The 12,660-nt window shown below is 62.8% G+C and carries 10 protein-coding genes and 2 pseudogenes; 5 read left to right on the top strand and 7 right to left on the bottom strand.

Annotated elements, in window-relative coordinates; translation table 11 throughout:
- Nucleotides 1–19: 19 nt before the first annotated feature.
- Nucleotides 20–712 carry a response regulator transcription factor gene (locus H7B90_RS13930; protein ID WP_185136495.1) on the top strand — a complete coding sequence of 231 codons (693 nt, stop codon included), beginning with the start codon at nucleotides 20–22 and terminating at the stop codon, nucleotides 710–712.
- Entirely contained in the window at nucleotides 702–1,829 is a 1,128-nt protein-coding gene (locus H7B90_RS13925) for a sensor histidine kinase (protein WP_246578401.1), read from the top strand. Before H7B90_RS13930 ends, H7B90_RS13925 begins: the two co-directional genes overlap by 11 nt.
- Before the next feature lie 97 nt (nucleotides 1,830–1,926).
- Here the strand turns inward: H7B90_RS13925 and H7B90_RS13920 are convergent, their stop codons facing one another.
- The 7 genes and pseudogenes from H7B90_RS13920 to H7B90_RS33700 form a co-directional block, all read right to left on the bottom strand.
- Nucleotides 1,927–3,084, bottom strand: coding sequence for a lipocalin-like domain-containing protein (locus H7B90_RS13920; protein WP_185136494.1), 1,158 nt, complete (start codon nucleotides 3,082–3,084; stop codon nucleotides 1,927–1,929).
- Between the two features lie 947 nt (nucleotides 3,085–4,031).
- On the bottom strand, nucleotides 4,032–5,180 hold the full coding sequence (locus H7B90_RS13915; RefSeq protein ID WP_185136493.1) for an ABC transporter permease: 1,149 nt from the start codon (nucleotides 5,178–5,180) through the stop codon (nucleotides 4,032–4,034).
- Between the two features lies 1 nt (nucleotide 5,181).
- Nucleotides 5,182–6,306, bottom strand: a complete 1,125-nt coding sequence (locus H7B90_RS13910) for an ABC transporter permease (protein WP_185136492.1) — start codon at nucleotides 6,304–6,306, stop codon at nucleotides 5,182–5,184.
- Between the two features lie 13 nt (nucleotides 6,307–6,319).
- Entirely contained in the window at nucleotides 6,320–7,255 is a 936-nt protein-coding gene (locus H7B90_RS13905; RefSeq protein WP_185136491.1) for an ABC transporter ATP-binding protein, read from the bottom strand.
- A 182-nt stretch (nucleotides 7,256–7,437) separates the two neighbouring features.
- Entirely contained in the window at nucleotides 7,438–8,580 is a 1,143-nt protein-coding gene (locus H7B90_RS13900; RefSeq protein ID WP_185136490.1) for a sensor histidine kinase, read from the bottom strand.
- A gap of 11 nt (nucleotides 8,581–8,591) precedes the next feature.
- Nucleotides 8,592–8,804, bottom strand: a pseudogene (locus tag H7B90_RS33705) (response regulator transcription factor); the annotation flags it as partial.
- 90 nt (nucleotides 8,805–8,894) lie between these two features.
- Nucleotides 8,895–9,308, bottom strand: a pseudogene (locus H7B90_RS33700) (response regulator); the annotation flags it as partial.
- A 196-nt stretch (nucleotides 9,309–9,504) separates the two neighbouring features.
- On the opposite strand from H7B90_RS33700, the gene dapA reads away from it, so the two are divergent.
- From dapA to H7B90_RS13880, 3 genes are all read left to right on the top strand, one after another.
- A complete protein-coding gene (dapA, locus tag H7B90_RS13890) occupies nucleotides 9,505–10,377 on the top strand; it encodes a 4-hydroxy-tetrahydrodipicolinate synthase (RefSeq protein ID WP_185136488.1) in 873 nt (290 codons plus the stop codon).
- 533 nt (nucleotides 10,378–10,910) lie between these two features.
- Entirely contained in the window at nucleotides 10,911–11,336 is a 426-nt protein-coding gene (locus H7B90_RS13885; protein WP_185136487.1) for a MerR family transcriptional regulator, read from the top strand.
- Between the two features lie 64 nt (nucleotides 11,337–11,400).
- The gene (locus tag H7B90_RS13880; protein ID WP_185136486.1) at nucleotides 11,401–12,435 is read left to right on the top strand and encodes an alpha/beta hydrolase; all 1,035 of its coding nucleotides are present in this window, start codon (nucleotides 11,401–11,403) and stop codon (nucleotides 12,433–12,435) included.
- Nucleotides 12,436–12,660: the final 225 nt, after the last annotated feature.

The following is a 12,660-nucleotide window of genomic DNA, read 5'->3' as shown; positions in this document are numbered from 1 at the left end:
TGAAACGGAAGGGCTGCCGATGAACCCTGCGACCATTCTCGTCGTGGACGACGATTCCGAGATCCGCGACGTGATCCACGTCTATCTGCGCAACGAAGGCTACCGCGTCCTGGAGGCGGAGGACGGCGCCCAGGCGCTCGCCCTCGTCTCCAGCGAGCCGGTTCGGCTCGTCATTCTGGACGTGATGATGCCGAACCTGGACGGAATCCGGACGTGCCTCAAGATCCGGGAGACGTCGAAGATTCCGATCATCATGCTCTCGGCCAAGGAAGAGGATATCGACAAGATCACCGGCTTGTCCACGGGCGCCGACGATTACGTGACGAAGCCGTTCAGCCCGCTGGAGCTGCTGGCGAGGGTCAAGGCGCAACTGCGAAGGCAGAGCTACGCGGAGGAGAGCCAGGCGGGCGAATCCGTCATCTGCATCCACGATCTGACGCTCGACATCGCGCAGCACGAGGTGACCGTCGGAGGGAAGCCGGTCTCTCTTACGCCGCGGGAGTTCGCTATTTTGCAATTGCTGGCGACCCACCGCGGCCAGGTGATGCACGCCGACCAAATCTACGAGAAGGTGTGGAAGGAGCGGGCCGGCTATTCGGACAACACCGTGATGGTCCATATCCGCAACCTCCGGGAGAAGCTGGAGGCGAATCCGCGCGAGCCCCGCTATATCAAGACGGTGTGGGGAGTGGGATACAAAATTGAGAAATAATCCGCTGGCCCGGCTCTCCGCGAGGAAGAGCATCCGGGCTCACATGCTGTGGTCGTTCGTCGCCAGCTTCTTCGTCGGATTCGGGGCGTCCGTCGCCGTTCCGAACGTTCCGGAGATTCCCGGGCGCATCGTCTACAACATTTTCATGTCGTTCGGCACCTTCTCGCTCGTCTTCATCCTGACCTTCTTCTTCCTGACGCGCCGGACGATAGGCTACCTGCTGCGCCTGTCGGAGGGGCTGGAAGCGATCGCGGGCGGCGATCTCGGCTACCGCTTCCCGGCCGTCCGGGAGGACGAGCTGGGCAGGATCGCGGGCAATATCAACGCCATGGCGGAGAAGCTCGAGCTTCAGATCGAGAAGGAACGCCGCTCGGAGCAGTCGAAGATGGAGCTCATTACGGGAGTGTCCCACGACCTTCGCACCCCTCTGACCAGCATGATCGGCTATCTCGAGCTGCTTACGGCGAAGGGGTACCGGGACGAGAGCGAATACGACCGGTTCGTCGGCAACGCGTACAACAAGGCTCTTCAATTGAAGGAGCTTATCGACGACCTGTTCGAATATACCCGGTTGACGAGCCATGACGCGAAGCTTCGCCTGATGACCGTCGACCTGAACGAGCTGCTCGGGCAGATCGAAGCGGAATTCCAACCGCTCGCCCGGGAGAGGGGAATCTCGGTCGAGACTTCCTTGCCGCGGACGCCGCTGCCGATGAAGCTGGATCCGGACAAGATCCGCCGGGCGATCGACAATCTGCTCATGAACGCCCTGAAGTTCTCCCTCAAGCCGGGAGTCGTCCGGATCTCGCTGGCGGCGAGGGACGGCGGGGGACGGCGGACGGCGGAGATCCGCATCGAGAACGACGGCCGGCCGATCACGCGGGAGCAGGAGGAGCGGCTCTTCGAGCGGTTCTACAAGGCGGACGATTCGCGGGAGAGCTCTTCGGCCCGCGGGGGAGCCGGATTGGGACTGTCCATCGCGAGAAGCATCGCGCGTCTTCACGGCGGCGATATTCGTCTGCGGCATGCGGACGGACACTACGACTTCCGGATCGAGCTGCCTGCCGGAGGGGCGAGTGCGGCGGAGCAGCCGGAATCCGGCGGTTACGTCCGGTGAACCGGAAGCCGGCCAGCGCGCCCGCAAGGCGAGACGGGGGAGATGAGGGAGAAGGGACGGTGAACGTGGGAAAAGCGGCCCGCCATACGCGTTCGGTTCACCCCGAAGCGTACCCGACGAGCTCGGCGAAGCCTTTGCTCCTTATCGGCGACAGAGCTCCGTCCGGCGAACGCCCCTCGCCGACGACGAGGCAGGCCCCCTCCCAGATCGCCTGGATCGGCCCGGCGATCGGGATCTCCTGCTCTCTCAGCAGCGGCATGACGCGCAGGTCCATGCCGAGCTCCGGCAGCCAGAGGCGCCATTCCGCCGGATAGCGGGCACCGGACGCCGGGCTTCGCCAGTGGCTCAGCGGCGTCAGGACGGCGTTCGCGGACGCGGCTATGCGCCCGTCGCGGCCGATCAGCTTGGCGGTCCCGAGGCCCTGCGCCGCGGAATCCGCCTTCCGCAGCCGGCTGACGAGCAGCTCCCGGCCGTCCTCCAGCTGCAGGCCGAACCAGTCCCAGCCGCGGCCTCGGAGCAGGTCGTAATTTTGCCCCCATTGGCGGTCGAACCAGCCTTCTCCTTCCAGCGTCTCCGTCTCGCCGGAGGCGGCGCGCAGCCAGCCCGATACGCGGCAGCGGGGGAAGGAATAATATTTGAGGCCGTTCAGGTCGCCGGACTCATCGACCGCGGAGAGCGGCTTGGCCGGAACGAACCGCAGGTCGGCCGCCTTCGTCTCGTCCGCGATCCTGAGGTCGAAGCCGGGGGCCCCCGCGCCTCCCGCGCCTCCGCCGCCCCCGCCGCCGCCCGCATCCGCGCCCGCGAACGACAGGGAACAGTCGCCGTACCGCAGCCGAGCCGGATCGGACCTTACGGTCGCCCCGCCTGGCATGGCTCGGTGGGGAGGAGGCAGCTCCCCTCTCAGCAGGCGGATATATTGGTTCCAGGTCCTGCGGTCGCCGGGCCTCAGCACGAAGTAGGCCGGAAGGTAGAAGCCGACCATCTGGTAGACGAGCGTCCGGTCCAGATACGATCGCGGCTCGCAGCTCCCCTCGTCCAGCCGGACGAAGGAATGGATCAGGTAGTGCCCCTTGACGACCGGGAGCTCCCCGACGCGGAAGAACGAAGCGACGAGCGCGTACCGGCGCCCGGAGCTTCCGGTGAGGAAGGCGTAGCCGTACCACCACTCCAGGTTCGACGAAGGCCGGTCGGCCGCGATATCGGCGATGTCCGCGTCGTTCGCGGCGGAAGGCAGCTGTCTCGGATACAGGATCAAGCTTCACACACCCATCGTTTTTTTTGTTACAGGGTATGTGCGGAGGGCGGGCGCGGCATCTTGTTCGGCCGAAGCGCCGCCGGGGCTGGCCGAAGCGTCCGTGCCTTCGATCGGTATGGACGAGCAAAGCTTAAGGGCGAAGGATCGTCAGTTCCGGGCGTCGATAACGGCAGGCTCGGCGCTGCCGCGAACGGACCGGCGGCGATAAGAGAGCCATACGGCCAGGCTGGCGGACAAGAACAGGATCTGCATTGGACGCAGACGTTCGACGCCGGCGATTCCGGCGATCAAGAGGGCTAGGGGTGGAGATCGCGTCGCGTAGAGCTTCATTATTGGTGCCTGATTCCAATTTCGATTGGGGGCGGCGGCTAACGAATCGAGGAGACTCTATTTCGCCCAAAAATGAAGGATTTTCGTTTCTAACGAATCGTAGAGACGCTATTTCGTGCCGGAAGCCCGATTTCCCCCTTAAATAGCGACTCCTGAATTCGTTAGAGTTCGGGGCCTATCACTAAACTTCCGAATCACCGCGCTCCCGGAAGTCGGTTCCAAAACTTGTACCAACCGATCCTCATGCAGATTCATAGGACCATTCGGCCAATCTCGACTGCGCCATTCACGCTAATCCCCGCAACCCCTCAACCTCGCTCGGCGCTAATCCGCCATTCCAAGGGACGGGGACGCTGCAGCCGTTATTTCGCGAAACTGAGCCTTTACCGAAAGGCAACGGACACCGCGGCTCTTAATGGCCCGACAGACGGTTAAAAAAGGCGGCTTCTGCGAAATAGGCGCAGCCCTGTCCGTTCCAATTCCAAACTGGCGAATTCGGCGTGTTCAACGTCCGCGGTGTCCGTAACGTTTTCTCGCTCGTCCCTCTCCTTGGCGATCAGGCCGTTCCGCTGTCGCGACAAAATCGGCGCCTTCCCGAGAGAAGGCGCCGATTCGCGTCAGATGAATTGCCGAACGTCGTTGTTGCGGCTGAAGCGGTACACCGCGATCAGCGAGAAGGCGGCGGCGAAGCCGACCAGGATCGCCAGGTTCAGGTACAGGCTGCCGAACGTTCGGCCCGACTGGAGCTCCGTCACGGTGTCGAGCAGCCAGCTCTGGGGCAGGAAGCTCGCGATCTTCTGGATGGTGTCGGGCATGATCTCCGGCGGGAACGTGCAGCCCGACAGCAGGCAGGTCGGCGTGACGACCAGCGTCTGCAGGGCGCCGGCGCTCCGGCTGTTCTTGGAGAAGGCGACGAGCAGAAGCGAGAGGCCGATGGCCGCCAGAGAGAACAGGAACAGCGAGGCCAGCAGCACGGCGAACGGAACGCCCGAATCGATCTTGAGTACGTATCGCATGACGACGAGCGTGAAGACGATCTGCAGAAGCAGGATGAAGGCGGTGAAGAGCACGTTCGACAGCACGTACGTCCGGGCCGACACCGGCGAGGCCAGCAGGCGCAGGAACGTGCGGTTCTCCTTCTCCTTAAGGATGAGCTCGGTCATGTTGGAGGCCGAGAACATCATGAACATGAGGAGGAATCCGATCGACTGGTAGGTCATGCTTTTCACGTTGGACGTATCCTTCAGCGAATCCGAATCCATCTTGAAGCCGTTCTTCTTGTATTCCGCGTACACGGCGTCGAACTTCGCGGCGTCCCCCTTCGCCGCCTGGCCGATGGCGGCTACGTTGCCGACGTAGCCGTCGAGCATCGCCTTCGCGTAGGCGGTCACTTGCGCCCCCTTCGCGGAGACGATGCGGATGTCGGGCTGCCGGCCTTCCCGGACGGCAGCCTCGTAGCCCGCCCCGAAGACGATGCCGCTGTCGAGATTCCCGGCCGCGATCTCCTTGTTCAGGGAGGCTTCGTCGGTCATCGTCACCTTCACGTGGCCCAGCTCCTCGACGAATCGGATCGCGTCCGCCGTAACCGGGCGATCGCCGTCCTGATTGACGATGCCGACCCGCAGGTCCGCGCCGTTCGTGTTGCCGTAGATCAGCATGGAGAGAATGACGCCCGCCAGCGGCAAGGCGAAGTAGATGATCCAGCTCGACTTCTTGCGGAACGTGCTCCGCAGCGTGTTGCGTATGAGCCACAGCATATTTTTCATGTTAGAGCGCCTCCCGTCTGCGCATGGAGATGACCGAGACGGCCAGGAACGCGGCCGCGAACGCCAGGTTCAGCCCGACCGCCCCCCAGGCGGCTCCCCAATCGTCGAAATAAATCACGTTCATAAGCCCGCGGTTCGCCCACCTTAGAGGCGACAGCTCCGAGACGACTCTCATCGACGTCCCCATCACTTCGAGCGGGAAGTAGGCGCCGCCGATGAAGGAAGCGATCTGGACGAAGACGTTCATGACGGCGCCGGCCGAATTCTCCTTGAACAGGTAGCTGACGCCGAGTCCGAGGCTGACGGCGAGCAGAACCTCGGTGACGAGGATGAGAAGGACGATGCCGTAATGATCGCCCCAATCGGCTTGGAAGGCCAGCTTGCTGAACAGGAAGACGACGATGACGCACATGGAGTTGATGAACGAGCTGCCGATTACCTTGCCCATGAAAATCTCGCCCTTGGAGACCGGCGAGGCCGACAGCCTCGTCATCGTATTGCGCTTCCTCTCGCCTCGGATCAGATAGCTGGCCGACATGCAGGCGTAGAGGCCGATCATCGTCGTCATGACGACGGCGTAATAATCGACGGAGTTCGGCTTCCGGTCGGGATCGAGCGTCGTCTCACGGACGATACCCCCCGCCGCTCCGGCGCTCCCGAGAATGGCTTCGGCATCGGAAGGAGCCGCCTTGATCGCCGCCGCGGCCAGATTGTACCGGTCCGCGAACGTCGTCAGCATCCCTTGGAGAATGTTGCTCTCGATCGTATGCTTGCTGCTGCCGTAGAAGCGGATGCCGTCGTCGCCGATCTCGGCGTAGGCGGTGTACAGATCTTCCTGCACGGCCTCGCGCCCGTCCATTCCTTCTTCGATCGGCTTCGCTACGACGCCTTCCTTGGCGATCGCTTGCTCGAAGCCGCTCCAGGCGGCGGTCAACCGGGCGTCGCTCGCCGTATTCCGGACGAGCAGATTCAGCCCTTCCACGGTCGCGCCGCTCGTGAACGCGTTCGTCAGCGCCGTGCCGAGAATGAGCATCAGGACGACGGGGAAGGCCATCATGAATATAAAAGTGCGTTTATCCCTCAGGCTAAGCTTGATCTCATGAAGCGCGATATGCAGCACGTTCACTTCGGGGTCCTCCTTAGTCGCGCAGGTTCCGGCCCGTCAAGGTCAGGAACACCGTCTCCAGATTGGGCGCCTGCTCTTCGACCGAGCGAATCTCCACCTGGTCCTTGATGAGCTGCTGGATAATCCAGTTCAGGTTGTTGATCTCGGCCTTGGAGTTGATCTTGATCGTCTGGTCCTCCAGGCGGACCGCGGTCACTCCCTGCAGCCGCTTGAGGGACTCGAGATCGACGGCCCCTTCCGACTTGACCGCGATCCAGATCTCCTTCGTGTCGGTGATGATCGACTTGAGCTGCTCCTTCGATCCTTCCGCGATGATCTTGCCGTGGTCGACGATCGCGATCCGCGTGCAGAGCTCTTCGACTTCCTCCATGTAGTGGCTCGTGTAGATGATCGTGCAGCCCATCCGGTTCAGCTTCCGGACCGAATTCAGAATGTAGTTGCGCGACTGCGGATCGATGCCGACCGTCGGTTCGTCCATGATGATCAGCTTCGGGCGGTGGGCGATGGCGCAGGCGATGTTGAGGCGGCGCTTCATGCCGCCGGAGAAGTTCTTCGGCAGGCTCTTGTGCTTGTCGCCGAGCCCGACGAAGTCGAGCGCCTCGATCGTCCGTTCCTTCAGCTCGGAGCCCCGCAGGCCGTACAGGCCGGCGAAGAAGCTGACGTTCTCGTAAGCGGTCATCTCTTCGTAGATCGCGAGGTCCTGCGGCACGATGCCGATGTTCGACTTGGCGAACTTCGGATGCTTCGCGATGTTCCTGCCCAGCAGTTCGATCTCGCCCTTCGTAGTCCGAAGCAGGGACGACACCATGTTGATCGTCGTGCTCTTGCCCGCGCCGTTCGCGCCGAGGAAGCCGAAGATCTCTCCTTCCCGCACGCTCAGGTTCATATTGTCCACGGCGATGAAATCGTCGAATTTCTTCGTCAGGTTGCGGATCTCTAATACGTTCATCCGGATCACTCCCGCTTGTCGTTGTGGATTATGGTTCCATTCTAACCGGCGGAGGCGCTCCTCCGTCAGTGCAGAAGTTCATTCCTTGCCCCTGAGAAAATTCACCTTCCGCTCCGTGAGGAACCTCATTCCCGCATGAAAAAAGCCGGTCTCGCGCGAACGAGACCGGCAAGGCTATGAAATCATTCACCCGGCGGGGCGGGAGCGTCGTCGCGCCGATACGGAAGAAGCGTCGTCACGCTGAAGCCTCTCGTCCCGTCGACGATGACGGTCCCGCCCGCGGAGGCGGCCCTCTCCTCCATCCCGACGATGCCGAGGCCTTTGACGACCTTCTCCGCGCCCTTGCCGTTGTCCGCGACGACGGCTTTGATGAAGCGGTTGAGCACGCTCACTTCGATCTCGATGGCGGTCGCTCCGCCGTACTTGAGCGAATTGGTGACCGCCTCGGTCGCGTTCTCCTGGATGATCTTCCACTGGATCGGCGTGATGACGTCGACGTCGCCGGAGTAGGTGACGGTCGCGGCGACGGCGTGCTTGGCGGACAGCTCGTCGGCGAACAGGCGCAGCCGATGAAGGCCGAGCTCCTCCGACCTCGGCTTCATGTCCTTCAAGGTGAGCCGGATTCGCTCCAGCCCTTCCTTCGAGATCGCGATCGCGTTGCCGAGCAGCTCGCCCGCCTTGTCGCGGTTCGCGTCGAGAAGCCGCCGGGCGGCTTCCATCTGGATGAGCGCCCCGGCCATCGAATGGCCGATCTCGTCGTGGATTCGCTGGGACAGCCGGTTGCGCTCCTCCAGCTTGAACGTGTATTCCGACTGGCGGATGAACTCCCTGTTCTCGCTGAGCGACCGGGTCAGCCTCTCGAGATCGGCGCGCAGGTTCTCCCGCTCGTCCTCCAGACGCTTCAGCTTGTCCGAATGGCGGCGCAGGCTCGCGTGCAGCAGGTAGCTGAGAAGCGCCGCGGTCAAATACAGCGGGAGGAGGGAGCGGGGCAGCGCGAACATGGGGAGCAGGGCGAGCGCCGCGGGCGCCAGAGAGGCGCGGCTCTTGTCCGGAACGAGCAGGGTGAGCTCGTATAGATTGACGGGCAGCAGCAGGAAGTAGAGCGGGTCCAGCCGGTAAGCGAGCAGGACGACGAAGGCGGCGGAGGCGATCGCGAGCGCCCGCTTCGGCCGGCTCTTCTTGAAGATCGGGATCGCGACGTTCAAGCACACATACAGAATGTAAGCGAACAAGTCCCAGGAGGTCGCCGAGTCGCCCTGGAAGTAGATCGCCGCGATCGCGTAGAAAAGCAGGACGGCCTTGTTGCCGATCAACCAGAAATCCATATCGGGCACTCCTATTCTTCCGCTTGCTTCGCTTGGCCGGTCAGGTAATAGATCGCGATCTGCGTCCGGTGCTCGAGGCCGGTCTTGTTCAGGATGGACGTGATGTAGTTGGCGGTCGTGCCCTCGGAGATGAACAGCTTCTTCGAGATCTCCTTGTTGGACAGCCCCTTGGCGATGTGCGCCATGACGTCGAGCTCTCTCTCGGTGAACAGGCTGCGGTCGATCCGGTCCGGACCGGAAGGGACGGCCGAGGGGGCCGGAGCGGGCGCGGCGGCCGGCGGAGACTCTCCGGGACGTCCGGTTCCTTCCGGCGGCAGCAGGTTGGATCTAATCTTGTCGAGCACGACGTCCTGCAGGACATGGTGATTGTTGTATACGCTTTTGATCGCGTCGCGAATCCGTTCGGGATCGTTGTTCTTGAGCAGGTAGCCACGCGCTCCCGAGCGGACGGCCTCCAGGATGTACTCGTCGTCGTCGAACGTGGTCAGGATGAGCGGCTTGGCCTTCGTCTGCTCCGTCAGCAGGCGGGTCGCCTCGACGCCGTTCATGTTGGGCATCCGCACGTCGAGCAGCGCGACGTCGACGTCGTTGGCGCGGCAATAGTCGACCGCTTCGGCGCCGTCGCCGACCGTCGCGACCACTTCGAATTCGTCGAAGCTGGACAGGATGATCTTCATCCCTTCCCGGATGAACGAATTGTCGTCCGCGATCAGCACTTTGATTTTCACAGATAATGGCCTCCCGTTCACGGCCCGCCGCGGCGAGACCGGTATGCTGTTACAAGAATAAACCATCGCGTCCGGTCCGACAATCGGTCTTATCGAAATCTCCGATGGCCTCGATCGAAGACGTTCGATAACGGTCCGGCTTCGCGGGCTGTTACAGTAGATTAGAAGCAACGATTATCGGAGGGGATGAACGAGGATGGAAGCGGGAGAGCTGAGAGGGATCTTCGTGCCGGTCGTAGCTCCGTTCCGGCCGGACGGAGAATTGGATACGGACAGCTATAGGCGTTACGCGGACCGGCTGCTCGGGGAAGACATTCAAGGCGTCGTCGTCAACGGGACGACGGGGGAAGCCCCGACGGTAGAGCAGGACGAAGCCGCGCGGTTAATGGAGATCACGAAGGAACGGCTCGCGGGCAGGCGGCTGCCGATCGCGATGGGGACGGGCACGAACGATACCCGTTCGACCGTGAAGCGGACCGAGCGGGCCGGGGAGCTCGGGGCGGACGCGGCGCTCGTCGTGGTGCCTTACTACAGCCGGCCTTCGCAGGAAGGCATCCTCGAGCATTTCCGGAAGGCGGCCGAGGTCGGCGTGCCTGTTATCGCGTACGAGATTCCCGCCCGCACGGGGGTTCGCTTAAGCGTCGAGACGGCCAAGGCGATACTCGATCTGGACGGCGTCATCGGCATGAAGGACAGCACCGGCGGGACGGAGCTCGTCCGGGAGCTGGCCGGCCCCGGCTCCAAGCCCGTCCTGGCCGGCGACGACGCTTCCTTCTTCTCCATGCTGGAAGCGGGCGCGGCCGGAGGCATTCTCGCCTCGGCGAACGTCCGGACCGCCGAGTTCGCCGCCGTCTGGCGGCTGTTCCTCGCCGGCGAGAGGCGGGAAGCGGAGGAAGCGTTCGACCGGCTGCTCGGCGCGATCCGGCTGCTGTTCCGCGAGCCGAACCCGGCTCCGCTGAAGCGCCTGCTCGCGCTGCAAGGCGCGATCGCGTCGGACGCGCTTCGGCTGCCGATGACGCCGGTCTCCGAGCGGCTGGGCCGGGAGCTGGAGTCGATGCTTTTCGATTAGGAGGGTTTGGAGGCGTCGCCGTAACAGCCAAAATGGAGGTTACAGCGAAGGCAAAGGGCGTCTTGGGTGCTGTAACATCCAAAATAGTGGTTACAGAGAAGGCAAAGGACGTCTCAGGTGCTGTAACATCCAAAAAGGTTTTTGCAGCGAAGGCAAAGGGCGCCTCGGGCGCTGTAACATCCAAAAGGGAGGTTGCAGTGCCCCCTTCTCGTTCATGTGCTCCTCTAACCTCCAAAATGGTGATTGCAATAACCGACTCTAGTTCGCACGCCTTTCAAACCTCCAATATGGCGGTTGAAGCCTTGGCCGGTAGTAGGTGCGGCATGCGGAGGCTTGGGCCATGCAACGGAAGAAACATAAGTAAGAGTGAGCTGCGCGCGAGACTTGGTCTGTGCAACGGAAGAAACGTAAGTTAGAAGGAGCGGCGCGTGAGACTTGGACTGTGTAACGGAAGAAAGGAGATGCCGACGGCTTGTCCGGTATCCGCAAGATCGGCTAGAATCGGGGTATCAATCGCAGAGAAGAGGATGCGCATGGCCGCTTACTTGCGGGGACAAATCGCCAGACTGGCGAACGTGAATCCGGAGACTCTGAGATATTACGAGAATGAAGGGCTGATCCCCCGGCCGGAGCGTTCGGAGTCCGGATATCGTCTTTACTCGGAAGATACGCTCGAGAGGTTGGCGTTCATCCGGAACGCGAAGGCGTGCGGCTTCACGGCCAAGGAGATCCGGAAGGCGCTCGCCAAGTCGGAGGAAGGGGCCGGGACGGCCGAACCGTCTTGGGGCGTGGCCGCCTTCCTGGGCGCCATCGACGGCAAGCTCGCGGCTCTGGATGCGGAGATCGCCGAGCGGGAGAAGACGAAGGCGATGCTGATCGGCTTAAAGGCGAATTTGGAATCCGCCGACCGTCATCCGGACGTCGATTCCACGCTGCGGATTCTTCGGATGGATCGTTAACTTGACTCTGTAGCCGCTACAGGCTGTAAGTTGGAAGCATTCCAACGAACAGGAGTGGGAAGAGATGGTCCAGACGAACGAACGGGAGCTTGCGGCCATTCGCGATTATTTGAGGCAGACGGCCCCTCGCGATGACGAGACGCCGGAACGGCTCCGGAGCGGGCTGGCCAAGGCGGCCTCGGGCTTGCCCCAGCTGAAGGGAATCCGGACGGAGAAGGCGGCGATCGGCTCTTTGACGGGCGAATGGTCTCGCGTTGACGGGGCCGAACCGGAGGGGCCGGAAGGGAAGGGAGACCGGGAAGACCGGGAAAATCGAGTAGACCGAGAAGACCGAAATGTCCGGAATGTTCGAAATGTCCGGAAAATCCGGGAAGGGGCCCGCGGTCGCTGCGCCATCCTGTACTTCCACGGCGGCGGCTTCGTCGCCGGCTCTAGCGACGTTTACCGCGACTTGACCGGGCGAATCGCCCTGGCCGCCCATGTACCCGTGTTGGCCGTGAACTACCGGCTCGCGCCCGAACACCGTTACCCGGCCGCGAACGAGGATTGCCTGGGCGCTTATCGATGGCTGCTCGGCAACGGCTATTCCGCCGACAACATCGTACTCGGCGGAGATTCGGTCGGCGGCACCCTGGCGCTGATGACCCTTCTGAGCCTGCGGGATAACGGCGAAGAACTTCCGGCGGGAGCCTTCCTGCTGTCTCCCCACGCCGATCTGGTCCATCTGGACGGGGAATCCTACGACACCCGGGCCGCCGTCGATCCGACGGGCAGCCGGGCCCGGAATCAAGCCGCGCTGGATGCCTATTGGGGCGACAACGCCGGCGACTATCCCGCGATCCTGTCACCGCTGAGGATGGATCTGTCCGGCTTGCCCGAGCTTCTCGTACAAGCCGGGGACCGGGAGGTGCTTCTCGACGACGCCGCCAGGCTGGCCGCCAAGGCCGAAGCATCCGGATTCCGGGCGAAGCTGGAGATCTGGGAAGGGATGTGGAGCGTGTTCCAGACGATGGCCTTCCGGCTCCCGGAAGCGCGGCGGGCGATCGAGAACATCGGAAGCTTCGTCCGCTGCCGGTTGCCGGCGAATTCGCGCCGCTAACCGAACGCAAGCAACGCGCCTGCCCGGATTGCGGCAGGCGCATTGCTTGCGTTCCCAATTGCTTTAACCTTTAAGTCCTCCCAGCAAGGGCATAATCGTTTTGACCATGCCCATCCCCATGCGAATGACCGGCAGCGCCTTCTGCATGAAGCTGAGCATGCCGGTCAAGCCGCCGAGCAGGCCGGCTCCGCCGCCTGAACCTCCACCTCCGGCACTTCCGCCAGC

This window comes from Cohnella xylanilytica, assembly GCF_014212175.1.
GTDB lineage: Bacteria > Bacillota > Bacilli > Paenibacillales > Paenibacillaceae > Cohnella > Cohnella xylanilytica.
This window is presented reverse-complemented; position numbering and strand designations above follow the sequence as displayed.